Consider the following 25504-nt stretch of genomic DNA (forward strand, 5'->3'; position numbering starts at 1 on the left):
GAGGGGCTGCGCGTTCAGCCCCTCTTTGCTTTTTGCGGGCGCGGAATGTTGGAAGTTATCCAGTCACGAATGGACACGCGGCCTTGCGGACGCGGCGGGGCCGTTCCCTCCCCTGCACCCCTCCTTCTTGGAAACTGCCAAACGGGGACACGACGCCGGCAATGAAACCCGGCCTCGTCCTCTTCCCCGACTCCGCAACAGCAATCCCAGGACGCTACCGCTAGGGGCGGGCCTCCGGCCTCGACGTTTACGCCGTCGATTCACGCCAGACGCCGCAACAACCGCAACAGCCAAAGCCGCTAAGGAGCTTCGCTCCCCGCGCGTGCAAGGGGTTTCCCGCAGTCTTCCGCGCTGCGCTTGTGCAGACCTTCGCTGCGCTTGCCCTAGCGTCTCCGCCTTCAGCTCCGCCGACAAGGATGGGTGATTCCCCTCCCCTTGCGCTTGCTACCCACACCCGGATGGCCGGGGGCCAAGGCGTGTCTGTGAGAACAGCCACAGCCAAACCATTCAAGAGCCAAGGAGCAACAAACATGAGTAACGACAGAGCACAGGAACTCACCGCAAAGATCAACGAATCTATCACCGCACTATGCGCCGAGACCGACGCTGCGAAGCAGTCAGAAATCTATCTCGCGTGGTTGTCCACCGTGAGCCGCTTTTACAAATATTCCTTCGGTAATTGCCTTCTCATCTGGACGCAAGCGCCAGAGGCAACCCGCGTTGCCGGGTTCAACACTTGGAAATCATTAGGCCGATTTGTGAAGAAGGGCGAGACCGGCATCCGCATTCTTGCTCCCATCGTTCGTAAGGTGGACGAGGAGAAAGACGGCACCACGGAGAAGGTATCCCGGCCCTTTGGTTTCCGTTCCGTGTCGGTCTTCGCTCAGGAACAGACGGACGGCCAACCACTCCCCGAACTGAACACCAACGCCACAGAAGGAGGTGAAACCCTTCTCCCGCTGTTGGAGAAGGCAGCGGCCCACCTCAACATCACGCTCGTTTACAAGGCTATCGCCGGTAACGCAGAAGGCTATAGCAAGGGCGGATTGATCGAGATCGAGGAGACGTTAGACACCCCCGCACGTTGCGGAGTAATCGCCCATGAAATCGGCCACGAATTGATGCACCGAACCAACCGCGAGGGCACCACACGTCAGCAGAGAGAGCTTGAGGCCGAGTCCGTATCCTATGCGGTCCTCGCTCACTTCGGCATCCACTCCGAAAGCCGCTTCTATCTTGCAACCTATGACGTAACCGCCGAGATGCTGACCGCTTCCCTTCAGACCATCGGCACTGCTGCGAAGAAGATTATCAGCATGATTGAGGACTCAGGCGAACAGATCGAGGAGGGCGAGGGCGAACAGCCCCCCGCCCCGCTCGCCATCCCCGCCTAGACGCGCTCCCTGCCCGCGAGCAAACGCGGCGACCCTTCCCACCAAGGGAAAGGGTCGCCCAAACCCCTTTTGCCGGGGCCGTTCCCTCCCCGGCGCCCCTCCCACCGTGAAATACATTTGAAGGGTGACGTCGATGGACAAGACCGAATCCACAGTTCGCAACATGCTCACAGCTATTGAGGCGCCGCTCTACGATATCGGTGTCCTGAGTGATCGCGGGATGCTTCCCGGCCTCGACGGCATTCCCGCCGCGGCGGTGCTCGACCGGCTTTCGCTACTCAAGTATCGCAACGTTCGCGGCTCCCATATCTATATCCGTCCTTCAGGTGAGCATCGTTTCACCGTACTTGACGACCTCAACGAGGCCACGCTCGCGCGGCTCGCGGCGGATGGCTTCAATCCTTGCGCAGTTGTTGAGACAAGTGCCGGCAACTTCCAAGCCTGGTTGAAGCACCCCGATGTGTTTCCAAAACTCATCGGAACTTTCGCCGCACAGACGCTTGCCGGACGATACGATGCCGATCCAAGCGCGGCGGACTGGAGGCGGTTCGGGCGGCTCCCCGGCTTCACGAATTGCAAACCCAAGTACCGCAAGCCCGATGGTCTATTCCCTTTCGTTCGGCTCAAGAGTAATAGTGGCGAGCAGTATCCGATGGCAGAGGCCTTCGTACAGGAAATCACGAAACTCTATGAAGAACGAGAACAGGAGCGAGAGGACCGACGCATACAGGCGTCTCTTTCTCCCCAACGGGGACCGAGGTTATCGAATCTGTCTCTCGAACGCTTCCGTACCTCCACCAAGTACCAGGACCGGCCCGCCGCTGCTGACATTGCCTTCTGTGTCGCCGCTTATGCCAATGGCATGACCGGAGACCGTATCGAACGCGCCCTTGAAGACGACTATCTATCGCGCGATCCCAGCACTTCAAAGCGAGCTGCCTACATCCGGAGAACTATGGAGAAGGCGAGGAGATGGGCCGAGCGATAGCATCCTTGCTTCAAGTCCCGTTGTCGTTCTTCCCCTGTTGTATTGTGATTGACTCTTCGAGTTTCTGAGCTGGCTTTTGCAACTAGCGTCATGAGGGAAGGCCGTTGAACAGGGTGGCTCCCTTCCGGTTTGCCTTTCTATCTGCGTTCAGCGTGCCGCGCTCAAAGCACCCCCGCCCTTCGGACGCACGCTCTCCTTCCCAAAAATCCGCTACGCGCCTCTGCAAGGTGCGGACTCCTTACCCCAGGCAAGCTGTGGTCCCCTTCCGCAGATTCCGTCCAGTCGCCGAGGGAGTGGGTCGCGACGGCACACCCGTTGGGCAAGCATGTACCGCAGACAGCGGACAACCCAAAAGAAACGGAGCCAAACACCATGTTCAACAAAGTCATTCTCATCGGCCGCCTCGGACAGAACGCAGAAGCCAAAACCGCTCAGAACAACAAAGAGTACGTCATCCTCAACATCGCAACCCAGGAGAGCTGGAAGAACGACAAAGGCGACTACGAAACCCGCACCGAATGGCATCGCGTCTATGCGTGGAGGAATCTCTCGAAATTCGCCAAAACTCTCCAGAAGGGGCAGCTCATCACTCTTGAAGGCACCTTGCGGTATCGCGAGGTCGAGGATGAGATTGAGGGCACCACGTTCAAGCACCGGATCGCGGAGATCCACGCCATCAGCATGAAGCGACTCTCGAAGATCGAGACCGCTGATGATCCAGCAGACGGAGCCGGCGACGAGTAATCGCCGGCTTTCAGGTGGATGAGACAGAAAAAGTCTCATCCACCATTTGTTGTCAACATAGAGGCTGTCAGTGAGATCGAGTAGACTCAGATCGTCTCAGTGTCAGCGTTGCTTGTTTTGCACCATTGCATCAACCGAGAATCATTCCTGGCGGCATGGGCGTTTATGGGGACTCTCTGCGTCAGACTGACACGACCTGCAAGACGTGCGATGATCTGCTTGCCCACCAGAGCCTTACCGTCGACTGCTACGTCAGTTGAGACGTGCGGTTTTTGACGGTGGTCAGCATCCAGATATCTCGAAGGTCGTCTTTTAGACGAGGCGAAGGTAAAGCGAATATGAAACAATGCTGCAGAGGTCGCCGGTTTCGATGAGCAACGTAAACGTCAGCAGGGTTATCGAGAATATTCGTGGCGTCACAACGGTCTACACCGCGATCGTCGAAGTCATCGTGAACGCCATACAGGCAACCGAGCAAAATAGCTCTCAGGCCGGAGAAGTAAAGATTAGGGCAATACGAAGCGCTCAATTGGAAGCCGATGGGAGCCTTCCCGACATCACAGGGTTTGAGATCCAGGATAACGGAATTGGGTTTACAAAAGAAAACCGCGATTCGTTCGACACACTTTATACAGACCTGAAGATTAGCGACGGAGGAAAAGGGTTCGGGCGCTTTATCTGTCTCAAATATTTCGACCGTCTCCAGGTGGAGAGCGATTACAAGGCGCAGGATAGCTTCTTTCATCGTTCGTTCCGGATGGGCAAAGGCAAAGAGATCATCGTTGATGAATCGAACGGTCCGTCCAAAGCCTCGGCGTCCAGAACAATTGTCCGCCTCGAGTGGATCAAGAAGATGAAGTCGCTTGATAAGCGGCTGGAGACCATCGCTCGGAATCTCGCCGAGAAGCTCCTGCCGTATTTCATCACTGCCAACTACAACTGCCCCAAGATTGTTCTGTCAGAACTGGACGATTCTGACGCGGTGGTGCTTAACGACTTTGTCAGCAATCAGATTTCATCCGTGATTCAGGAGATCCCGCTCACGAAAGATTCCTTCGAGCTGACGTTCGACGAGACTATAGAACAGTTCCACATTCGACTTTTCAAGTTCTTCTTTCCAAAAAACCTTAAGAGCCGCATCAGCCTCGTCGCTCATAAACGTGAAGTTTCCTCTTCCGTGCTGCATGGATACATCCCTGAATTTTCAGAAGACTTCTATGAAAGGACACCCGGCCCTGACGGAGGTGCTGCAAGAAACTACATCGTCAAAGCATATGTTTTTGGCCGGTTCCTCGATCGCCATGTATCTCTGGAACGTGGGAGCTTCGATTTATCTGCTGGCGGGGAACCGCTTTACAAGATCACTCAAGACGACATAGAAACGTCAGCCGCGGAAATTGCAAAAGAGGCACTCGGTTCCGATATTTTGATCCGTCAGCAGAAGAAGCAAGAGGATGTACAGACATATGTTGACGACCTGGCCCCGTGGCATAAATATGTCGTTAAATCCCTCGACTTGACGAGCATGCCGTACAACCCCTCCGCAGAAGAAATAGAGATGCGTCTACAGAGGGAGAAATATCGACATGAAGTACAACTGCGCAAGGATGTCGATCAGATTCTTGCGGGAGCAGCCCTCGGAGACTTGCGACCAAATGTTGCCCGAGTAGTCGAAGCAATTTCTGAATCAGGCAAGAACGATTTGGTGCATTACATTGCGTTGCGCCGAAACATACTAGAACTCTTTGGCAAGAGTCTTGAGCTCGATGACGGCGGCGCATATCAGAGCGAAGGCTTGGTGCACGACATTATTTTCCCCCGTAAGGGTGACACTGAAATAACGGCCTTTAATGATCACAATCTTTGGATCATCGACGAGCGGCTGAATTTTTCGAGCTACGTCTCGTCGGACATTCCGCTAAACGGCGGAAAGTCAGAACGCCCCGATCTGGCTGTGTACGACAAAAGAATTTTGTTCCGCGGCGACAACGAGGCCAGTAATCCGATCACTATCTTCGAATTTAAGAAACCACAGCGAGACGACTTTGTTAACCCATCGTCCAAAGACGATCCTATACAGCAGATAATTCGGTACGTGAATAGCATTCGAGACGGCAAATATAAAACGCCGAAGGGTAAGAAAATGTTGGTCGAAACGAATACACCGTTTTATGGTTACGTGGTCTGCGATCTCACCAGCAAAGTAGAAGAGTGGTTATTGCGCGAGAAGAATTTCAAAGTGATGCCGGACCGTCTCGGTTGGTTTCTCTGGTATGAAAACATCAATCTATACATCGAGGTCTTGTCTTGGGACAAAATCCTTCGGGACGCAAGGCTTCGAAACCGTATCTTCTTCCACAAGTTGGGCATCTCATAGCTCTCGAGCCGAATTGCCTTATCCGCTCCAACGCATCACTGTCTAACTCCTTCCAAGTACCGATTAGTCGGCCAGTGTCCACGGATGTCTCCGCTCCATCGACCGCTGCGCGCCCTATTCCTGCCCACAACGTCCGCCCGAAGAACAACTGCCAAAGCAATCCCTGCGTTTCACGCTGATGCAAGGAAACCAAGCCTGCTGAGGGACTCCGTCCCTGGCGCGCGTCAAGAGGCACCCCAATCTTCCGCGCTTCGCTTGTGCAGACCTCCGCTGCGCTACGCCCCCTCCACTCCGCTGATCGCTCCGTTTCAAGGGTGGGGAACCCCACCTCTTGCGCTTGCCGCCCCTGCTGGCGTGGGCCAGGGCCAAGGCGTGTTTGTTGGCAAACACAGCACGGCCATTCAAAAACGGAGGAACTACCCCATGACTTACACCGCGACATACTCACCAGAAGACAACAAACTCAGGCTATACAGCTCCACGCGCCTAGACCGCGAGTTATACGCCCGCGTGAGGGGCGCAGGTTTCATCTATGCGCCGAAACAGGAGCTTTTCGTTGCGCCGATGTGGACACCCGAACGCGAAGACCTCCTCATCGAATTGTGCGGCGAGATTGACGACGAAGACACAAGCCTAGTCGAGCGTGCTGAGGAGCGAGCAGACCGCTTTGTCGATTACAAAGATAAGCGCATTGGCGACGCAGAACGCGCACAAGAAGCCGTTTCACGCATCGCTGACAATATCCCGCTGGGTCAACCTATTCTTATCGGCCACCACAGCGAACGCCACGCCCGCAAGGACGCCGAGCGGATCGAGAACGGGATGCGTAAGACCGTCAAGATGTGGCACACGGCGAAGTATTGGGAAGACCGCGCCAAAGGCGCACTGAGACATGCAAAGTACAAAGAGCTTCCCGGTGTGCGGCATCGCCGCATCAAGGGACTTGAAGCCGATCTTCGCCGATATCAGAACTCTTTCACCCCCGACCCGAAGACCAAGCCCCAAATGTGGGACGGCGAAGAGCACGTCTGGATAACCAACGGGAGCCGTGGCGGACGCTGGGCGAAGTCGAGTAGCTTACCGGCCATTGAGCAGCAGAGCCGTCGATGGATCGAGCACCTACAAAACCGCATAGCCTATGAAAAGGCCATGCTTGGAGAGGCTGGAGGTATCGCAGCCGCGCAGTTCACTATCGAAGTGGGCGGGCGCGTTCTAGTCGCTGATGAGTGGGTTGTGGTGTTGAAGCTCAACAGAGCAGGCGGAACGCTCAACAGCATAAGCACAACCCCGCTTCGTCACTGGCACGGCAGCAGCACAAAAATCGAGATCGAGCGCGTAAAGGACTACCGCGCACCCGGACCCGGCGACATCGAGAAGGTCAAAGCCGCAACGAAACTTCCCCCGCTTTGCAACTACCCCGGCGAGGGATTCGCACAGATGACACAGGCCGAATGGGACAAGAAGCACAAGGACTACAAGACCACTCGCGCCGTCGATGCGACCGCGACCCATGCGCGGCATCGGGTACGTCATGCAATGACCACAGGCTACAAATACGGTCACATCTTCATCACCGACGCCAAGCGGGTTGACCCACCCGCCGCGCCGCTTGCCCCTGCCGATCCCGAGGTTTTCGCGCGTGAGAAGGATTTGCGCCAAGGCACCGACGTTAGTCCTTCTATGGAAATGAGCCGCGCGATTCACGCGGCCATTCCGAAGGATGACCGTATTCCCAGCTATGAGCAACTACACGAGATGGGCAAAGCAGCAGCAGCAGGGGTTCAGGTTGTCATTGCTCCGCAGCTCTTCCCTACCCCACCCGAGTTGGCGGACCGTATGGTCGCGCTTGCGGACATTCGCCCAGGGCAACAGGTTTTAGAACCCTCCGCAGGAACAGGCCGAATCATTGATGCGATTCGCCGCAATGCTCACGGCTACGCGATCACGGCGGTTGAGCTGAATTGCAATATGGCTCACCGGCTCCGCACGATTGATTGTGTCGATGACACACGGCAGGCCGATTTCTTGGAGTGCAACGGCGATCTAGGAACATTCGACCGCATTGTTATGAATCCTCCGTTTTCGAACGCAGATGATATCAAGCACATTATGCACGCCTTGAAGATGTTGAAGCCCGGAGGCCGACTCGTCGCCATCTGTGCCAACGGCCCGAGGCAGAACGACAAGCTAAGGCCCATCGTTGAAGCGCGCGGCGGTATCTGGGAAGAATTGCCTTCCGATACTTTCATCAGCACAGGTACAAGCGTTCGCACCGTGCTCCTCATGCTGGACGCATAACCAGGTGCCGCCCGCTTCAGAGTAAACCGCCGCGATGCGGCCTCCGAAGCGGGCGCAAGGGGACAAACCCCGTCGGTTTTTCCCCTTGACCGCTTTTCCCGCTATACGGGGACAACGCTGAGACAGGCGCTATTCTGTTCCTATGTGCGGACGATACGGACGACGAAGCGACAAGCAATACATCGCAGAGCACTACGCCATGCGCCGCAAGATTGCCGATCTTCCGCCCATGCCACCTGGGTACAACATCACCCCCGGCACATTCCAACCAGTTGTGCGCCTAAGTGAAGAAACAGGCGAGCGGGAGATGAGCCTGATGGAGTGGGGCCTGGTTCCGTATTGGTCGAAAATGCACAAGATGATTTCGAATTGTGCCCGCGATGACAAGCTCACCATTAGCGGGGCATGGATCAAGCCTTTTCAGCAACGCCGCTGCCTGATTCCCGGTGAGTTCTTCTATGAGTGGGAGGTGCCCACTCCAGAGGACAAGAGACGAAAGATTACTAAACCGTGGGCGGTTGCGCTCACGGATGACAGGCTCTTTTCTTTCGGCGGCATCTGGGATAGGTGGAAGGATAGAGCAAGCGGTAACGTGCTGGAGAGCTTCGCAATCGTCACTGTGGACCCGAACGAGGTTCTTGAGCCATTTCACAATCGCTGTCCACTCATCCTTGAGCCGAAGGACTACGACCGCTGGCTTGCGCCCGCCGAATCGTCGCACTTGCCGATTGACCTTGTGAGGACATACCCTTCTGAAAGTATGAAGGCGTGGAGAGTAGCGCCGTTGAAGGGCGATGGCCCGCAATTGCTGGAGCCACTGACAAACCCACTTGAGGCGATGCAAGTCACTCCATCACTGTTTCCCGAGTAATAGCATTGAGCCTCTGCGTCCTATAGCTCGTCACTTCTGGAATTTTCTATCGGTTCATTTAGCGACAGGTAGAGGCTGACCGAATAGAGCGATCCCGATGTGATCTGCTATATCTCCAGGGTTCGCGTGGTCAGTGTTCGCAAGTACAACGATGCAGACATGCTCTTTCGGATATCGCTGGAGGATGCTTCCGAATCCGTACCAGCCGCCCCCGTGATAGTACAAAAGCTTTCCGAATTTGTGAGCGATCACAACGCCATAGCCATAGTTCTGTCCGCCGTAGGCAGTCGTTTCTGGGTAGATTGCAAACATCTGATCCAACGAGCGAGCAGTGAGAAGGCTGCCGGGTTTAGTGAGAGCTTCGTTCCAGCGAAATATGTCCTCGACCGTTGAATAGATCCCACCGGCGGAAAAAGGAACAGTCATATCGCCGAAGGTAGCGTTGATTACATGGCCGTCACGGAAGGAGTAACCCGCAGCCCTATTCCTGAGGATGAGAGCCTGATCGTCATATCCGGAGTTCTCCATTCCTAACGGCTTGAAGATGTTTTTCTTCAGAAATTCTGCATAGGTTTGACTAGAGACCTTTTCGATAACCATGCCCAGCAATATGTAGCCTGTATTTGAATAGTGAAGTTGGGTTCCAGGCTTGAACTCGAGGGGCTTAGTCGCTGCAATCTCGAGCATCTCTCGTGGAGTCGCACCTAGGCGGTCCAGTTCCTTGGCGCGAGGAGTCATGTCGGGATAATTCGGAATTCCCGACGTATGCGTTAACAACTCATGAATTGTAATTTGCCGCCAGGACTCAGGAAGATCTGCGACATACTTCGACACTGGATCCTGCACGTTCAGCAAGCCACGTTCCCCAAGCAACAGAATGCAAGCACCGGTGAACTGCTTTGTCATCGAGAAGATGCGGTACTCTGTGGCTGGGCTGTTAAGAGTACCCCCTTCTTCGTCCGCAAATCCGAAGCCTTTTTCAAATTCGATTTTGCCATTGATGCCGACAAGCACCGCCCCTCGAAAAGAGTCTTGAGCGGTTTGCGAGGTTATGTAGGCGTCTGCATCCCTGAGAGCTTCTTGTGTCTTTGAATCTTGGCCGACGGCAGACAAGGTGCCCACAGTAAGAAAGACAAGAGAAATATAGGTCCGGAAGTCGAACTGTCGAGCGTAGAGGCACATATGAATAGTGTATTCGGCTCCTTTCATGGTTATACAATTCCGACCTGTAGAGGACAACGCGGGGATTCCATCAACCGCAAAATCTATATTGCTGCGTTGCATTCAGTGGCAGCATTCCATTGCAACCAGCACTAATCTACCTTGATTCCATTTTCGCGCCAGGGGTTCGAATCGCCTTGCAGGGCATTCGCAGCACTCCACTGAGCCGCTTCTATAAAGTCAGTAAATTTCCGCCGCTCACCTGAGGGCATGGTCAATTCGCAAGCAATCCTTTTCTGTTCTTCGGAGCGCCGGGGATTCGTCACAAAATGCACTGCCCATAGACAGAGGCAACGTGCATCGCAGAAGTACATCTCTCCCTGCTCTTCTGCCAGTACATATCCCTCTGGAGACACCTCCGCCATATCGTAGGAACAGATCCGGCGTTTGTGTGCGGGCTGCGTCATTAGACGTTGTTATAGTCCCAGATTGTCGTTCACCGCGATGACAATGTCCTGCTCAGAGCCCAGATAACGTTCCGTCGTCTGGATCGAGGAGTGGCCGAGAAGAAATTTGATTTGCTCCAGGTCGCCGCCATTCTTTCGGCAAAGCTTCGCGCAGGTCCTCCGTAGATCATGCGCCCCGAAGTGCTCGATCCCGATATCCTTCGCGGAGGCCTCGACCACACTCCAGATTGCCCAATCGCCCAACTCTTCCCCCAGGATTCGTCCGCTTTTCGAAAGCGGACGCAGGAGACGACCATCTTCGATTTTGGCCGCCGTTTGCCAGGCGTTGATCGCGTTTTTTACCCACACCGGAATTGCCACCGTCCGCACTCGGCCGCCTTTACCAACTAAGTCCACGATGACCCACCGGCCCTCTCGGAGCTGAATGTCATCGAGCGTTAGTGTGGACAACTCTTTTCTGCGCAGAGCACAGCCAACCAAAAGAGCAAGGATGCAGTAGTCGCGCTTGCCCTTGATGGTCGATCGATCCGGTACGGCAAGCAGTTCTTTAGCCTGGTCACGCGTCAGCCAATTTCCCAACCGCGTCCCCTGCTGACGCATGTTTGGTACGTCCGTCATCTTCGCGGCTTGCTCCGCATCAAGAATGCCGTTCCGTTGTGCTTCACCGACTAACTTCCGAATCGCAGAAAGGCGGACGTTCACCGTCGACGCACTCAGTTTCTTTTCCACCAACGCAGCACGATATTCCATCAGAAGAGCGCGAGAGAGTGGCTGTTGTCGCATCTCGCAAAGCGCAAATATCTCATCGAGTGCTTTTGCGTAGTTTCGCTTCGAATGTTCCGAAGCAACGCTCAGCAGCACCATTCGCCGCAGCTCAGCAACGCCGGCAACGTATACGGCCCAGTTCCCTGCCGGTTGCTCGCGCAGAACCAGTGCGGTACTCATGACCCTGTAGGCGATTCGCTTACAGGTAGCGATTCGCCTTTGGACAAAGACCAGTGTCTTATCATGGCTCCTCCACATCCATTTCTTGCGCCTGGCGGGTCTCGTTCAGTTCCTTGCGTAACTTTTCGACCACCTCTTGCAGGTCTTCGATGGATGGAACCTCAGATTGAAGTGGTTCGGGAAGTTCGCGAGTGGCTCGGTAGGTCGAAACGCCGATCGGGCGATTGATGTTCTGCAACGTGTATTCCACGGTAGGACCACTGCGGCTTTCGCAAATCAGGACTCCGATGCTTGGACCATCGACCGGCGTCCGCATCGTCGCATCCACCGCTGAGAGGTAAAAACTTAGTTTGCCCGCGTATTCCGGTTTAAAGGCCCCATTTTTTAGCTCGATCACAAAATAGCAATGCAGCCGGAGATGGTAAAAGAGCAGATCGATGAAATAGGCCTGCCCATCGACTTCTAGCTGCACCTGGCTTCCCACGAAGGCGAAGCCGCGGCCCAACTCCAACAGAAGGTCGCGGAGATGCTTGAGCAGCCCACGCTCCAGCTCCCGTTCTTTGGCGCTGGAGCTCAGGGTCAGAAACTCGAACGAATAGGGGTCCTTGAGAATCTGTTGCGTCAGATCCGAATCCTCTGCCGGCAGCGTTCGGGAGAAATTGGTGAGCGCCTTCCCTTCCCGTTCCTGTAGCCCGGTCGAGATGTGATGGGTAAGAACGTTGCGGCTCCATCCGTGTTCGATGGACGCCCGCAGATACCATTCCCGGCTCTGGCCGTCTTTGAGACGGTCGAGCAGGACCATGTGATGTCCCCAGGGCAATTTTGCAGCAAGCTGCAAAATTTGGGGATCAGGCCAGGCCTCGGCAAAGGAACGCATGTAGCGCAGATTCCGGAGGCTGAAGCCCTCCACGCCGGGAAATTCCGTTCCGAGATCCTTGGCCAGGCGGTCCACCACCTTCGTTCCCCACCCCTCAGCCGCAAAGCGGGAGGAGAGATCCTGTCCGATGGACCAGTAGAGCTGGATGGTTTCCTGGTTGAGCGTCAGGGCGGCGCGCAGTTGGGCGGCGCGAATCCGGGTTTTTAAATCTTCGAGCAGCGCTGGGTAGCCCGAAGGGAGCGGGATTAGTTCAGCCACGGCGCCCTCCGTCCTCGACAGAAGCGCTTCCCTGCCCTTCTGGTAGGCCCAAACGGTCGTGGCCGGTGCTTGTACTCCACATCCTGCGTCTCCTCCACCATCAATAAGGTAGCAGCGCCCAATTTTGCAGCAGTTGCTGCAAAATTGACGATAGCACGAAATTGCCGACGACAATATACATTATCGTAGATGATTTACGATGTTCCATCGAGGTGGTTTTCAGCAGGTGTGCCAATAATCCCGGTATCCTGAAGGTGTCAGAAAGCTGAGGTTTTCGATGGGTCGTCCCGTCAAATGGTCCCGCGATCTGCACTCCATCCGGGAGCGCGCCGCTCACGCACGTACCGAAACATGGGGCCGCGTGGATATTGAAGGGCTCTTCGGCGTCGGCCGGGCCACCGCCCAGACGCTGATGAAGGCCATCGGAGAGGTGCAGCCGGTCGGCGGAGCCCACTTTGTGGAACGCAATTTCCTGCTCAGCTTCCTGGACGCCATGATTGACGCGCAGGATTTCGACCAGGCGTTTCGATCCCGAGTCCGCGAGGCCGAAGCACCGCCCTCTCCTAAACCATTGAGAGTTGCTCTACCTGCGGACCTCCGTAGCATCATGCTGAGAGACCTGCCGGAACACATCTCCCTTTCGCCTGGGCGATTAGAGATTACCGCCGATTCTACGGTCGCCATGCTTGAGAGTTTGGCGCTACTCGCGCAGGCGATGCAGAACGACCTCGCCCAGGTGCAAGCGGTTTTGGAGCCGCCTGCTAGACCGCCCGAGGTAGAAGATGATGATCTACGGGCATTCCTCGCAGAGCTGCGAAGCCAGCACCAAAGCTAAAAGCTATTTTCGTTGTCAGCCCTACACAAGCGATACGCTTACAGGTAGCGCATCGCTTATAGTACGTGTTTCGCTCACTGGGGGAGTAAGTGAATCGCGTATAGGGCTGAAAGCGAAGCGCTTACAGGACCTGGGAGCGAACTGCTGACAGGACCTCTAAGCGAGTCGCTTACGCTTAATAGGTAAGCTTTTTAGGGAAGTTTCTTAGAAAAGAAAAATAGTAAAAAAATAGATAACGACGACGACGTTCTCTTTGTCCTTAGTGTTGCCGAAAAGGCCCTGTTGTCCAATTATGTTCACCTTGTCATGGGTTTGTACTTTGCGCTAGTATCAGGTCTCGTGATCGCATACGATCTCACTACGATGTCACCACGCAAAAGAGTACGCAAATCTGACAATCTGCTGACTTCTGAGGTTGCGTCAGTGCTGGGAATCTCACAGCGCACCCTTTTGCGCCGGCTTGCTGCCGGAATTTGGCCTGAACCGATGCGTGACCCCGAGAACAATTACCGGATGTGGCGTCCCATTGAGGTTCAGCAGCTTCGTGAGGCACTCGAAAGAGAGAGACAATGAGCCTGAAAATTGTGATTTCCAATCAGCGCGGCGGCGTCTCAAAGACAACGACCACGACGACACTTGCAAGAGAATTTGCCGACCGCGGCAAACGGGTCCTGGTCATCGACACAGACCCTCAAGGGTCCATCAGCAGCATTCTCAATCTCAAGCCCGAATACGGGCTATACAACTTCGTGATTGAGCGCCTGATCTTCGACGACTGCATTGTCCGCGTTAGCGATAATTTGCATGTCATGTGCTCCAACCGAGAGACAACGAAGGTCGAGACGATTTTGATGGGGAATGTCGCCCGCGAACACGCCTTTACCCAGATATTTTCTTCGGTCGACAAGAACTATGATGTTGTTCTTATCGACGTAAGTCCTTCAATCACACTACTTCAGACGTGCGCGATGGTTTATGCAGAGCGAGTCTTGATCCCGATCGGCATGGACACCCTTTCGTTCCAAGGTGCGATGGCCTCGATCGAGGCAGCGAAGTCGCTCAACCAGCTTCTTCGCTCAAGCATTCAAACGATTGGATTGCTTCCAGTCATGGTAGATCGACGGCTAGCAATGACCACAACGATTCTCGACGGCCTGAAGGGCCTTTCGGAGGGAATGTCAATTCCCTTACTCAACGTCATTCGCACGGACCAGTCAGTCACGAAAGCGGCCCGCGCCGGGCAATTCTTGATTGACTACGACCCAAAGTGTAAGGCCATTGAAGATTACAAGCGTGTGGCAGATGAGATTCTAGAGATCCTTAAGGGCTAACTGAATGGCCGGGCAAACAAAGCAGACAAGTCGAAATCGCAAGATTGAGCCGCTCAATTGGGCTGAGACCGCGAACTCGCCCGCGTTGAAAGGGATGATGTCCTTTCTCGACATCAAGCCCGAGGAAGTTCGCAGCGGTCACTTCAAAGATGTGCCCGATGAGCCGGACTCACGCCTCGAACCTGTAGGCGATTCGCTTACAGGTAGCGATACGCCTACAGTCCCAACGAAAACCAAACCTGCGACACAAAAAGCTGTTATCGAAATGCGCCCCAAGCGCTCACAAGCAGCTACACTGCCGACAGCTCCCGAAGGCCCGCCACTCGTCGATACACTACCTGAGAGCGAACTGCTACCTGTAAGCGACTCACTACCTGTAAGTGAATCGCACCCTGTTAGCGATACGCTACCTATGAGCGAATCGCCATCATTTACTAACTTTATACTTGGTTCAGTTCCCTCTCAAAATCGAAAGATCCGGAAATGCAGGCTTTCTCAAGATGCGCACTCTGCAGGCGAAGAGACGCTATACAGAATCCTGTGGGAGGAAGGTAAACCCTCGTCTGCAAATCCACTGGGCTCGCGAATAGTTCGCATCGGGTATGCCGAACTCGCGAATCGAGCGAGAATGCACAAAGCCAACGTAAGGCTGAATCTAGCAAACCTTACAGCCAAACTTGCAATTGAACAAAGTGGCGAGTTCAGCAGTCGCGACATGATCGCAAAATCTTACAGAGTCTTGTCGTACAAAGAGATCCTTGAGCGTCGCCGCGCGGCGGGCCTTGAATACGTTATTCGTCAAAAAAATGTACTCTTCGTGACCGCTACCGGAGTGCCGATTGCTTTGCCAGGACTCGCACAGGCAAAGAAGGGGAAAACAAAACCAGCGAACAGCGTTCAATCAGTGAGCGATACGCAGCCTGTAAGCGATACGCAACCTATGAGCGATTCACTACCTGATAGCGATTCGCTTACAGGTAGTGAATACGATTTCGATATTCAGGCTGATTTGGCTTGTGTCTCGAAAGCTATGAACACCTATTGGACCGTTGACGATGCGGCAACAGATCAGCTCATCCGCGCCTGCAGAAAAGTCAGACCGGATGCCAAGGCCGAAGAGATAGCCTTCTTCGTTCGCGAAAAGCTCGACCTCACGCGCAGCAATCGGAGCATCACCAATCCCGTCGGGCTAATTCTCGCCACCGTACCGCAATCATTCAGTGGATATTCATTCGATACTTTCCGCCAGCGGCATCAAGAAAGAAAGAGACTGGCGGAAGAGGAGAGGCTCCGAAAAGAGGAAGAAGATCGGAAGCTGACAGAATGGATGGTTCGAGATGCAAGACAGACGCTGGCGAATCCAAATGCTACTGAGAAACGTAAGGCCGAAGCCGAAGACATCATTGCCCGGTACTCGCAGCCCGAAACAGAGAATTAGCACTCCTGTAGCCCGTTGCTAGTAGGCCATTCACTACCTGTAAGCGAATCGCTATCTGGTAGTGTTTCGCTCGCTTGATTTGAACAACGCAGGGAACCGGTTGTTGACACAAACTTGTGTATGCTCGGCTAAGATAAGGCGATGCTGAGTTCCCCCTGGGTCAGGAAAACTGCCACTGTTACTGGATTAGCAATCGCACTTGTGGGAGGCGCTTACTTCTTTGCAGTCACCCCGCACCACTCATCGGCTCCCCCAGACTCAGCAGACGGTTTGCTAGACAAGGCTGACACTCTTTCATGGGGAAATCGCTGGGCTGAAGCGCAGCCGATTTATGCCAAGGCTTCACAACTCTTTAGACTTCAAAACCGGCCATCAAAAGCGCTTTATGCGGCCGTGAGCGAGATTCCCGCTGATGAATCCGTGAGTGCTCCTGCGACGATCCTGAGACTGACACAGGATCTCGCAAAGCCAGAGGCACAAGACCCCGAGACGAAACTTAGAATCCTCACAATTAGAGGAATGCTTCAGGTCAATTACGATGCTGCTGAAGCGCGCGCAACCTGGCAAGAAGTCTTTTCACTCGCCATCAAGCTGCATCATTACGAACTGGCAACTCGCGCTGAAGGCGAGCAGGGAATTGCCGCATTTATCTTGGGGGACACCGATACCGCGAAGAAACAGGTTGTGCGGGCCTGGGGCCTCTCAAAGGTCGAGCGCGATCCAGCCGCCACGGTGCGCTATGCGAGTGTCTTTGGCGCAGGCTTGGTTCAACTTCATCGTTACAAGGAAGCTCTGACCCCACTCGATCAGGCGATCAAAATAGCTACTTCGACCAAAGGACTCGCATACCCAACAATCGCTGTTTACGCAAAGATCGAGGCGCTTGCCGGACTACATCAATACGAACCGGCGCTCGCGCTAGCAAATCGGTCGCTTGCCCGACTCCAGGGAACAACTTACGAAGCTCACAAGTCACAGGTCTACATCTCTCGGGGTTCGATCAGCCGTGAGAGTGGCAACTGGACCGCCGCGATCTCGGACTATGAGCAAGCAATCAACATTTCCAAGAAAATCGATAATTACCGCGGAGTAACGGACGCTGGCGGCCTTCTCGCACAAAGCTATGAACACGTGGGAAATCTGCCCGGTGCACTAAATGCGATCAACGACGCCATAGAAGCGAACACAAAGATTCCAGACGAGCTCTATTTGGTGCCGCGTAATCTAGCCATCAAGGCTGGAATTATGGGGCAACTGGGACACGTGGACGAGTCTGACGCACTCTACCGAAAGAGCATTGCCCTGGTCGACGTAATGATTGAACATGCCGCGACGATAAATATTCAGCGATATTTGCTCGCCGAGATGAGCGACGTCTACTCGGGATATTTTGCTTCTCTATGCAGACAGAAACGATACGAAGAAGCGTTGGGAGCACTCGAAAAGGTCCGAGGTCGCGTTGAATCTGAAGCGCTCGAACACCACGCAAGCCAGCCAGTTCACCCGGCCACTCCTGAAGAGAGCGAGCTTACGCGTCTCAACATTGCGCTAATCAATACCGATGACCCCGCTGCTAGAGCATCAATCACAAACGCGATCTACACGTCTGAGCTGCAAATCAACCCAAGTACCCTCACACAAGAGACTATTGCTCATCCGGTTCACCTAAAAGTTTTACAACGCAGCCTTTCGCCGAACGCCTTATTGATCGAATACGTTCTGGCAGAACCAAACTCTCAGGCGTTTGCGATCACTCATGATTCCGTCACACCGTATCGCCTGCCTTCAAAGAGCGTGATCGAGGAAGATGCAAATCAATACAGGAAAGAGATTCGAGGGGAGAAGGAAGATCGAGCGCTAGCTCAGCGTCTTTTCGCTGAGCTGCTGGGGCCAATGAAAGAATACGCCCAGAAGACCGACCTCGTGATTGTTCCAGATGGTTCACTCCATCTCTTGCCCTTCTCAGCACTCGCAGACAAGGCCGGCTACGTCTTGAAGACGCACACCGTTGACGTGGCGCCATCGGCCACAGTATTTGACCTCATTGCACAGAGGGCTCAGGGCAGGGAAGTGGTCTCCATGCCCTACATCGGTGTTGCTGCTTGGACCCAGCCAGCAGACACGCGGAATCCGATCGTTCGGGCTATCACCGGTCCTCAACGAAGCCAGCTCGTTCCTCTTCCAGATAGCAAGCAGGAAGTGGAGACTATCGCAGAGGACTTGCCACATCCCAGCACAATCTTGCTTGGTGCGGACGCCACCGAGTCTCGCTTCAAAAAGCTTTCCTCAGAAAGCACCGATGTGATTCACCTGGCGCTACACGGATATGCCGACATCGACTACCCGGACCGCTCCGCATTGATCTTTGCGCCCGATCAAGGCAGTGGTGAAGACGGCTTGTTGCAGGTTCGAGAGATTCGCGGTCTCCATCTTAAAGCGAGGATGGTTACACTCTCTGCCTGCAATACGGGAGTCGGCCCAGTGGGACAAGCCGGAGTTGCTAACCTGGTCAATGCTTTCATTGAAGCAGGAGCTGATACGGTTGTTTCGACACTGTGGGAGTTGGAAGATCACACAACAGAGCACCTGATGGCGCAGTTTTATTCCAAACTAGCCGTCCACAATCGCAAGGTTGAAGCTCTTCGCACAGCACAATTGGAGCTGTTAGATAGAGGTTTACCTCCTTACTATTGGGCAAGCTTTCAGATTGTCGGCGATCCAAACGGCACGTTCTGAGTTGATTTAACCCGCGATACTGAGCGCCTTCAGAAGCTGGGCATCCACTCCACTTCTGCGTTCCTGCCAATCGAAATCGGCGATCACATCGGGTTCAATCGGACTGCCCTCAAGCGCAGTACCGTTCCAGGTGAAGTACGCGCCTGTTGGCAGCGCAAGACGAAAGCCATGTCCAACTTTCACGGAGGTCGCTGAGAGAAGCCGACCGGCCGTCTTCTCCCCAACAATCGTAGCGAGATGGTTTTCTTTCGCGAAGATTGTGACCATTTCGGCGGCGCTCGCCGTGTGGCGATCCACCAGAAGCACAATATTACCGTCATAGGGCTTAGTTCCCAGACCTTCCGTTTCGAGCACAATCGGTGACTTGGTGACTAGCGCCGGGAGGAACTGAAGACCGAGTAACCATAGAGCGCCTTTGGAAGCTGGGATTTTGCCAAGACGTGGAAACCGTGTTTTCTCCGCAGCCAGGTCACGTTTGGCCCATCGCTTACCTGGAGAGAAGCCGACTGGCGCCCGATTTGGCGTCATGAGGCTCATAAGCCGCAGTGCACCTGCGCCTCCACCTGTATTCCCGCGAAGATCGATTATGAGACGGCTAATGTTGCCCAGCGCGTCGATAGCACTGCTCATCGAATTCGCGACCTCGACCCCTATCATCCCCGGAAACATTGCGACCTTGAGGTAGCCGATACCTTCGCTCAGCAACTTGGACTGCACGAGGGTAGGCTCAACGAACTGTAGCTTCTTGCCTTTGGGCTGAGCCACATCGACAGAAGCCGTCCGCTCCTGGCCATCGTTCGCAACGAAGTCGATCGTCGAACTGGCACCCATCGGGAAGACCGGATGTTCTGGCGGCACGATCTCCTTACCATCGACGCGAAGGAGAATGTTTCCTGGCTGAATGCCGGCGAGAGCTGCGGAACCACCGTCATGTACGTCTTGGAAAATCCAACGCGATCCGTTCGCGGTTTCATCTGCAAGATAGGTAGCGCTCAGAGCAGCACGGCTTGACGCTCTCTTCGCGGTTCCATGAAAGAACCCGAGATGTGAGGTTTTAAGAGTCTGTAGAAGACCGGTTACTGCGAGCTCGAAGGCGTCTTGTGTCGGAGCAGATTCAATCCCTTTACGATGACTTTCAATGGCATCCCGCCACGTTGCATCGAGCAGTTCGGGTTTGTAAAACTTCGAATCTAGAGCTTTGAGCACTCGCTCAAGAACTTCACGCTTAGCGCTATTTGTCAGGGTCATTTCCTGGCCGGGGGAAGTAGTCATGTCTAATCGTATGATGCTTTGACCTGCGACTCAGGACAGTCAAGCCGTTGCTGGTGAAGCGGAAAGAACCGCGAGAGCCATTTCTATTTGACTTGAAGAGGGTAGTAGTACGTACCGTTATCCGAGCCACGAACAGTCGAGAGAAAATAGGACCCGGCCTTCGCGGCTCTGAGATCAAGCGTCACGTCCATGCCAACTTTTCCGTTCGAATCCACCGCCGTACCAAAACCCTTGGCGACGCGCTGGCTCCCACCGCGGTCTTGCGATACAACAACCTCGTACTGCCCGCTTTGGCTGAAACGTGGAAGAGTTACTGACAGATGAACAATTGCCGCAGGCAAAGAGACTTCTTGTAGAGGAGCAGCATCGTCGTCTACACCTCGCAAGGTCGGTGCATTGAAGAGATCCACTTTGGCATCAACAGGCGCGGTAGATGCAATCTGCACCGGAGCCGTAGATGTCTGATGCTGATATCTGTACGCAATCGCTGCACCACAAATGACGAGTACAGATGCAGCAACAGCAAGGAATGATCCCTTATAACGAGACGATGGTCGCTTAGCAGCAAGATGAATGGCTGAAGATTTCGCATCGTTCGACCCTGAAACAGAAGTCACGCTTGCCGATTCAGCTTCCTTGGCCTCCTTCCAGTCCAAGCGGTAATGTCGATATTCTCCGTAGCACTCTGAGCAGGAAGCAAGATGGAGTCCAGCCGGATCTTCGAGGGGCAAACGGTTCTCCGCGAGCGCCTTCAGAGTGCTTTCATCAGGACAGCCTTTCCGCTCCGGGTTCGGGAATGCCTCAAGCAAAAAGTCGTTCATCAATTCGGAATCCAAGTGACGGCCTAACCCTTCGTCTCGCAGAATTGTGGTGAACCGTGGCCGAAATCATTCCTACCGGAAACACCAACTAGTGATGCAGCAATACGCTCCTTTACCCGCTGAATAGCTTTAGCAGCGGCTGGATAGCTCAAGCCGAGGGCCGTCGCAATGACAGCTGGGCTCGTTTCATCTTGTAGGAGCAGAACGAGAATATAACGATCACGCTCATTCAGTGCTGTCTTTAATTGTTCAAAGAGCAACTTTCGATCAAGTTCCCTTTGAAATGACCGATCGACACCCCCCAATCGTTCTAAATCCTGACCGATGCCGGCAGATTCTTCCTGGGCAGTCTTTGTCCGTAGCCAGTCACGTACCTTGCCTTTCAACGCTGTGTAGGCGTATCGCTCGTGCGCGACGATTTGATTTCCTTTCGATTCCATTGCACAGCCGACTTCTTCTGCCCACTCCGCAATCATCGCCGGATCAACATGCGGAAAATCTCGAAGCACCCACCTAAATACCACTTCCACGGCAGATTTCACGGTCGAGGAAACTGCACTGCCTTGTGCATCGACGAGATGTAATTGCGTTTGTTTCATTCGATGTTCTCGATCTGCTGGAGACACAGCACTGCACATTTCATCGACGACATTTAATTGCGTTCGTATCACCCGAGGTTCTCTCTCTGCGGAGGAAATACATCGGCCTTGTGCATGGACGAAATGCAATTGTGTTTGATTCATCCGTGATTCTCTCTGTGGAAAAGAAATTGTCAGCAGACTGTCAAAAAACATCTCCGTCAACGCGCTTAGCTAGTAGATGCCGAAATTCAGAGCAGATACCCCCCAGCGAGATCCGCGCCGGAGTTCTTTGCAAGCAGACAAGGTCATTTCTTTGACGCTTTCGCTTCCTTGGGCGGCTTCACTTCCTTTGACCTCTTTGAGTCAATGGCGGCTTTCGGTTTCAGCTCGTCCCCATCAATTTCACCGATGCCGGAGATTAGCTCCCCGACCGGCACTTGAAATGTCTCAGCTAAACGAAGGAGCGTCGGCACGGAGAAAGATTCTCCTCGTTCAATTCGCGCGATCTGGGTCAGGTGGAATCCATAGTCGCTCACCATCACGCGATGCGTCATACCGCGTTGTTTGCGAAGCTCTTTTATCCGCTTTCCCAGCGCCACGCGAAATTCGTCGTAATCGTATCGGAGCATGCGGATTGTGCCGAACCTCTTTGTTGGAGATTTGTCAGAGCCCCATCCTAGCGTCCTGGTCGAGCACTCTCCACCGCAATTTTATCAATGGATTAGTTCCAACCCGTTTCATTACACACCGATTCGTGCATTCACAACCTCCAGAGGCATCGAAATGTGCAGCAGGTACACAAAACACTGCCCTACAGCATTGTGTTTACAAGCACGAATTTATGCAGTATAAGGATGTGTATATAGATCACATATCTATGCTACACAGATATGTGTACGTTGCGAGAGCTGATCTGGAAAGGGGGTGGTTCGACGTAGTTGTGTAACGCGCTCAGTTTGAGCGCCTAACTGCACTCCCCTGGGCCAGTACCGATGCTTGAAGCTGCATAGTCTGAGCCACGACTCGAACCTTAACCCACGCAGAACATAGGAGCCAAACCTTGAGCCAGAAAATAACTTCCCGCCTCGCGACCATGGCCGCGAAAACCTTCACCAAGCAGCATCTGAGAATGGCTGGTCGCACGCTCGGACCCATCCTTGTCGCTCTGGCCGTGTCACCTATCGCAGCTCATGCGCAGGGCACGGTGGATTTAACCGGAGTGACGACTGCAATGTCCTCGGTCGAGAAAACAGCCATGCTCGGCGGCGCAATCGCTGTCGTCATCGGCATCGTCTTCGGCGTGTTCCAGTTCATGGGCCGGAACATCGCTGGAGGATTCATGGCTATCGGTGGCGGACTGTTTGCCGGCATCGTCATCGGCTTCGCGCCCCAGTGGGTCAGCTCACTCACCGGACAGACCATTTCAATGGTCGTTACGCACGCTGCAAAGGTGATGGCCTAACCATGCAAACGACCAAGCGAGGAGAGCCGTTACCGATCAATCAAGCACTCAATAAGCCTCGGGAAAAGTTGGGGCTTAGCTTACCTATCTGGATGGGCATCGTGATTGTGTCGATCCTGGTTCTCCTCCTTCGGTTTTATCTACTGTCGCTCGCGATCTTCATTGTGATCACCGGTGCCTGCTGGTTGATCGTTCGCAAACACCCAAAGATGTTTCAACTGTGGGGCCTGAGCTTCACGCAAAAGAGCTACTATGACCCGCGTAAACGCTAATCAATGGTTCACCGACGCGAAGGCCGCGAATAGTATCGTGCCCATCGCACGGTTTGTCAGTCCGACCGTCTTTGCCACTAAAAGCAGTGGTTATGGGTGCCTATTTTCGGTCACCGGGGTGGACGAGGAAGGTCTCACAGACCAGGAGCTTGATGCAAGGATACGAGCGATCGAAGGTGGGCTTCGTGGGCTACCGGAAGGTGCATGTCTCTATCAGTACATGCGAGTCACATCCGGCTTCGCCATTCCGCGCAAGGCCAAATATGACGATCCCATCACGCAGTCTTTCGTGGAAGATCGCCTCGCATTTCTCGACAAGACGGCCAATTTTCGGCGCATCGATCTCCATTGGTGTCTCACATTTGAGCCGGAACTGGTCAACCCGTTCGCAGCGAAGCCGAAGGATAAGGCCAACGAGAACGCGAGGCTTTTAGCTGATTTGCAGAAAGCGGCGTCGATTCTCGAAACACATCTGAATGCCCACATCGGTATCCAGCTTCTGGAGAAAGAGCAGACTTTCCAATTCTTCTGCGAACTCTTCAACCTTGAGGAATGGGCGGGAGAGACCAGGCTTATCGCCGATACCGGCGTGGATCAGCAGATTGTCAGCAGCGCTGTTTCTTGGGAATCTGACCATCTTCGTATAGGCAAGCGATACGTTCAGATGTTCACGATGACGAGCACGCCCGTCGCCTCCCAGCCGTGCTTATTCAGCGGCATCACGAACCTCAACTGTGACAGTGTGCTATGCACAACATGGCGGCCCAAGTCTGCAGCTTCGGTACGTAAGGAGATTGGAGCTCAGGAGAAGTGGCTCGACTTCTTCAAAGTCGGAATCTTCCAACGGGTGATGGCAGGTAGAAACTTCGCCGCGCTCGACAAAGGCGCAGGAGCAAAGGCTGCTTCGGAAGGCGTCGATGATCTCAGTCTGGTCGTCACGGAACTTGGCAAAAAAGCGCAGGGAGAATACACCGCTCGACTCCTCCTCTCCTCACGGACTGCCGACGAGCTCAGAGACAACGCGCCGATGGTGCATCGGATTTTCGTTGATGCCCAGGCCAGCATCATCGAGGAGACGCTCGGAAATCTATCGGCGTTTTATGCGATGTTTCCCGGCAACAACCAATTCAGCGTGTTCCCCCTGTGGCTGGGCGAGGACCATCATGCGCGTCTTTCGCCTGTGTTCGCTCCGCATATCGGGTATCCCTTGTCGGATGACCTCGACAATGAATACCTCAACGTCTTCGAGACGAGGCAGGGAACACCCTTCTTTCAGGATGTCTATGTCAATGGTGTGCGGGTCATGCTCATCATCGGACCTCCAGGCACAGGCAAGTCCGTACACACCAACCAAATGCTCGGCTTGGAGCGGAAATACAACGGCTTCACATATATCTTCGATATCGGCAACAGCTACGAGAGCATGGTCGAGCTGTACGGCGGGAGGGTAGACCGCATCGGCCTGGATGGGCCGCGAGTGAATCCCTTTGCGCTCGAACCGACAGAAAAGAACATCAAGTTTCTTTACAACTTCGTCAAGCTGCTGGTCACGAACGGCGGCGCAGACCTCAGTCCTGAAGACGAGGACGTGATCTTCAAAGAGGTGCAGAGTATGTACCTCTTAGACCCGAAGAACCGCAGGCTTTCCAACCTGCTCCTGCCGAAGCACCTCAACCGCTATCTCGCTAAGTGGGTAGGTACAGGCGTCTACAACGCGATCTTCGACAACGTTGAGGACTCGCTCAGCCTTTCCCGGATACAGTGCTGGGATTTCGCAGGAGTGGCAAAGGACTATTCGGACCTCATCGAGCCTCTGATGGTGTGGTTGCTACGCAGGATCGACGACGTTGTGTATGACCCTAGAAATCTTGGTGTGCCGAAGCATGTAGTGATCGAGGAGATTTTCTCGAACATGAAAAACAAGCAACTGCTCGAAGGCGCCCTTGCGAGCATCAAGCAGGTCCGTAAAAATCTTGGTGGCGTCACGATGATTGGGCAGTCGGCGAACGACCTCGGGGAGAACGCCGACAGCATCGTCAACTCCTGCACCTCCATTCTTTTGCTCCCGGATGCAACGTTCAACCGGAAATTCTACGGTGAGCTTTTCAAGATGACGGATCAGCAGTTGAACCTCTTCGAGAGTCTCGGAGCTCGCGAAGCTCTCTACCTACGCCGCGACGGGCTCACCAAGGTTGTGACTCTAAACCTCGATCCACGCAGTTACGCCATCTTCTCAACTCGGCCGAAAGACCGAGCAAGGCGCGGGCGGCTGATTGCGAAGTGGGGACTGCAAGAGGGCATTACGAAGTTCGTCTCCGGCGAAGACGCATAACGCTGAACTGCGATCTCGTTGCCGCAAACGCGATTGCGCGACAT

21 protein-coding genes are annotated in these 25504 nt (G+C 54.2%); 14 read left to right on the top strand and 7 right to left on the bottom strand.

Annotated features, from left to right (window positions below):
• The 7 genes from HDF09_RS20550 to HDF09_RS20045 all read left to right on the top strand — a co-directional run.
• Positions 1-224, top strand: a 224-nt coding sequence (locus tag HDF09_RS20550; protein ID WP_221270237.1) for a hypothetical protein, incomplete at its 5' end; no start/stop codon positions are given.
• 306 nt (positions 225-530) lie between these two features.
• Complete coding sequence (locus HDF09_RS20020; RefSeq protein WP_183769246.1) at positions 531-1394, top strand: ArdC-like ssDNA-binding domain-containing protein; 864 nt, start codon at positions 531-533, stop codon at positions 1392-1394.
• Between the two features lie 133 nt (positions 1395-1527).
• Positions 1528-2382, top strand: coding sequence for a RepB family DNA primase (locus tag HDF09_RS20025; RefSeq protein ID WP_183769247.1), 855 nt, complete (start codon positions 1528-1530; stop codon positions 2380-2382).
• A gap of 372 nt (positions 2383-2754) precedes the next feature.
• Positions 2755-3126 carry a single-stranded DNA-binding protein gene (locus tag HDF09_RS20030; protein ID WP_183769248.1) on the top strand — a complete coding sequence of 124 codons (372 nt, stop codon included), beginning with the start codon at positions 2755-2757 and terminating at the stop codon, positions 3124-3126.
• A 370-nt stretch (positions 3127-3496) separates the two neighbouring features.
• Complete coding sequence (locus tag HDF09_RS20035) at positions 3497-5503, top strand: ATP-binding protein (protein WP_183769249.1); 2007 nt, start codon at positions 3497-3499, stop codon at positions 5501-5503.
• 372 nt (positions 5504-5875) lie between these two features.
• A complete protein-coding gene (locus HDF09_RS20040) occupies positions 5876-7801 on the top strand; it encodes a DUF3560 domain-containing protein (protein WP_221270239.1) in 1926 nt (641 codons plus the stop codon).
• A gap of 142 nt (positions 7802-7943) precedes the next feature.
• Positions 7944-8672: an SOS response-associated peptidase gene (locus HDF09_RS20045; protein WP_183769250.1), complete on the top strand. Its 729-nt coding sequence runs from the start codon at positions 7944-7946 to the stop codon at positions 8670-8672.
• A gap of 54 nt (positions 8673-8726) precedes the next feature.
• On the opposite strand, the gene HDF09_RS20050 is transcribed toward HDF09_RS20045, so the two are convergent.
• The 3 genes from HDF09_RS20050 to HDF09_RS20060 all read right to left on the bottom strand — a co-directional run bounded on the left by HDF09_RS20050 (position 8727) and on the right by HDF09_RS20060 (position 12380).
• The gene (locus tag HDF09_RS20050) at positions 8727-9881 is read right to left on the bottom strand and encodes a serine hydrolase domain-containing protein (RefSeq protein ID WP_183769251.1); all 1155 of its coding nucleotides are present in this window, start codon (positions 9879-9881) and stop codon (positions 8727-8729) included.
• Positions 9882-10309: 428 nt separating this feature from the next.
• Positions 10310-11164 carry a tyrosine-type recombinase/integrase gene (locus HDF09_RS20055; protein ID WP_260181849.1) on the bottom strand — a complete coding sequence of 285 codons (855 nt, stop codon included), beginning with the start codon at positions 11162-11164 and terminating at the stop codon, positions 10310-10312.
• Between the two features lie 142 nt (positions 11165-11306).
• Positions 11307-12380 carry a PDDEXK nuclease domain-containing protein gene (locus tag HDF09_RS20060; RefSeq protein WP_183769253.1) on the bottom strand — a complete coding sequence of 358 codons (1074 nt, stop codon included), beginning with the start codon at positions 12378-12380 and terminating at the stop codon, positions 11307-11309.
• A gap of 277 nt (positions 12381-12657) precedes the next feature.
• On the opposite strand from HDF09_RS20060, the gene HDF09_RS20065 reads away from it, so the two are divergent.
• From HDF09_RS20065 to HDF09_RS20080, 4 genes are all read left to right on the top strand, one after another.
• Positions 12658-13215, top strand: a complete 558-nt coding sequence (locus HDF09_RS20065; RefSeq protein ID WP_183769254.1) for a hypothetical protein — start codon at positions 12658-12660, stop codon at positions 13213-13215.
• A gap of 569 nt (positions 13216-13784) precedes the next feature.
• Positions 13785-14546 carry a ParA family protein gene (locus tag HDF09_RS20070; RefSeq protein WP_183769255.1) on the top strand — a complete coding sequence of 254 codons (762 nt, stop codon included), beginning with the start codon at positions 13785-13787 and terminating at the stop codon, positions 14544-14546.
• A 94-nt stretch (positions 14547-14640) separates the two neighbouring features.
• Positions 14641-15984, top strand: coding sequence for a hypothetical protein (locus tag HDF09_RS20075; RefSeq protein WP_183769256.1), 1344 nt, complete (start codon positions 14641-14643; stop codon positions 15982-15984).
• A gap of 141 nt (positions 15985-16125) precedes the next feature.
• A complete protein-coding gene (locus tag HDF09_RS20080; RefSeq protein ID WP_221270240.1) occupies positions 16126-18720 on the top strand; it encodes a CHAT domain-containing protein in 2595 nt (864 codons plus the stop codon).
• 6 nt (positions 18721-18726) lie between these two features.
• Here HDF09_RS20080 and HDF09_RS20085 read toward each other — a convergent pair whose 3' ends face one another.
• The 4 genes from HDF09_RS20085 to HDF09_RS20100 all read right to left on the bottom strand — a co-directional run bounded on the left by HDF09_RS20085 (position 18727) and on the right by HDF09_RS20100 (position 21993).
• Positions 18727-19992: a S41 family peptidase gene (locus HDF09_RS20085; protein ID WP_183769258.1), complete on the bottom strand. Its 1266-nt coding sequence runs from the start codon at positions 19990-19992 to the stop codon at positions 18727-18729.
• An 83-nt stretch (positions 19993-20075) separates the two neighbouring features.
• On the bottom strand, positions 20076-20813 hold the full coding sequence (locus HDF09_RS20090) for a hypothetical protein (protein WP_183769259.1): 738 nt from the start codon (positions 20811-20813) through the stop codon (positions 20076-20078).
• A 23-nt stretch (positions 20814-20836) separates the two neighbouring features.
• Positions 20837-21412: a sigma-70 family RNA polymerase sigma factor gene (locus HDF09_RS20095; RefSeq protein WP_183769260.1), complete on the bottom strand. Its 576-nt coding sequence runs from the start codon at positions 21410-21412 to the stop codon at positions 20837-20839.
• A 287-nt stretch (positions 21413-21699) separates the two neighbouring features.
• Positions 21700-21993 carry a helix-turn-helix domain-containing protein gene (locus tag HDF09_RS20100; protein ID WP_183769261.1) on the bottom strand — a complete coding sequence of 98 codons (294 nt, stop codon included), beginning with the start codon at positions 21991-21993 and terminating at the stop codon, positions 21700-21702.
• A gap of 461 nt (positions 21994-22454) precedes the next feature.
• Here HDF09_RS20100 and HDF09_RS20105 point away from each other — a divergent pair, with 461 nt between their 5' ends.
• The 3 genes from HDF09_RS20105 to HDF09_RS20115 are packed head-to-tail and all read left to right on the top strand — an operon-like array spanning position 22455 to position 25460.
• Positions 22455-22856, top strand: a complete 402-nt coding sequence (locus tag HDF09_RS20105; RefSeq protein ID WP_183769262.1) for a hypothetical protein — start codon at positions 22455-22457, stop codon at positions 22854-22856.
• A 2-nt stretch (positions 22857-22858) separates the two neighbouring features.
• Complete coding sequence (locus HDF09_RS20110) at positions 22859-23128, top strand: VirB3 family type IV secretion system protein (RefSeq protein WP_183769263.1); 270 nt, start codon at positions 22859-22861, stop codon at positions 23126-23128.
• Entirely contained in the window at positions 23109-25460 is a 2352-nt protein-coding gene (locus HDF09_RS20115) for a VirB4 family type IV secretion system protein (protein WP_183769264.1), read from the top strand. The genes HDF09_RS20110 and HDF09_RS20115 overlap by 20 nt, the downstream gene beginning before the upstream one ends.
• Positions 25461-25504: the final 44 nt, after the last annotated feature.

This window comes from Edaphobacter lichenicola (genome assembly GCF_014201315.1).
GTDB lineage: Bacteria > Acidobacteriota > Terriglobia > Terriglobales > Acidobacteriaceae > Edaphobacter > Edaphobacter lichenicola_B.

Bases quoted from the DNA above. Each gene is read 5' to 3' on its own strand.
- HDF09_RS20075 (WP_183769256.1), top strand. From the start codon at position 14,641: ATGATGTCCTTTCTCGACATCAAGCCCGAGGAAGTTCGCAGCGGTCAC.
- HDF09_RS20070 (WP_183769255.1), top strand. From the start codon at position 13,785: ATGAGCCTGAAAATTGTGATTTCCAATCAGCGCGGCGGCGTCTCAAAG.
- HDF09_RS20035 (WP_183769249.1), top strand. From the start codon at position 3,497: ATGAGCAACGTAAACGTCAGCAGGGTTATCGAGAATATTCGTGGCGTC.
- HDF09_RS20065 (WP_183769254.1), top strand. From the start codon at position 12,658: ATGGGTCGTCCCGTCAAATGGTCCCGCGATCTGCACTCCATCCGGGAG.
- HDF09_RS20050 (WP_183769251.1), bottom strand. From the start codon at position 9,881: ATGAAAGGAGCCGAATACACTATTCATATGTGCCTCTACGCTCGACAG.
- HDF09_RS20090 (WP_183769259.1), bottom strand. From the start codon at position 20,813: ATGAACGACTTTTTGCTTGAGGCATTCCCGAACCCGGAGCGGAAAGGC.
- HDF09_RS20080 (WP_221270240.1), top strand. From the start codon at position 16,126: ATGCTGAGTTCCCCCTGGGTCAGGAAAACTGCCACTGTTACTGGATTA.
- HDF09_RS20085 (WP_183769258.1), bottom strand. From the start codon at position 19,992: ATGACTACTTCCCCCGGCCAGGAAATGACCCTGACAAATAGCGCTAAG.
- HDF09_RS20095 (WP_183769260.1), bottom strand. From the start codon at position 21,412: ATGAAACAAACGCAATTACATCTCGTCGATGCACAAGGCAGTGCAGTT.
- HDF09_RS20055 (WP_260181849.1), bottom strand. From the start codon at position 11,164: ATGGTGCTGCTGAGCGTTGCTTCGGAACATTCGAAGCGAAACTACGCA.
- HDF09_RS20025 (WP_183769247.1), top strand. From the start codon at position 1,528: ATGGACAAGACCGAATCCACAGTTCGCAACATGCTCACAGCTATTGAG.
- HDF09_RS20030 (WP_183769248.1), top strand. From the start codon at position 2,755: ATGTTCAACAAAGTCATTCTCATCGGCCGCCTCGGACAGAACGCAGAA.
- HDF09_RS20110 (WP_183769263.1), top strand. From the start codon at position 22,859: ATGCAAACGACCAAGCGAGGAGAGCCGTTACCGATCAATCAAGCACTC.
- HDF09_RS20115 (WP_183769264.1), top strand. From the start codon at position 23,109: ATGACCCGCGTAAACGCTAATCAATGGTTCACCGACGCGAAGGCCGCG.
- HDF09_RS20020 (WP_183769246.1), top strand. From the start codon at position 531: ATGAGTAACGACAGAGCACAGGAACTCACCGCAAAGATCAACGAATCT.
- HDF09_RS20045 (WP_183769250.1), top strand. From the start codon at position 7,944: ATGTGCGGACGATACGGACGACGAAGCGACAAGCAATACATCGCAGAG.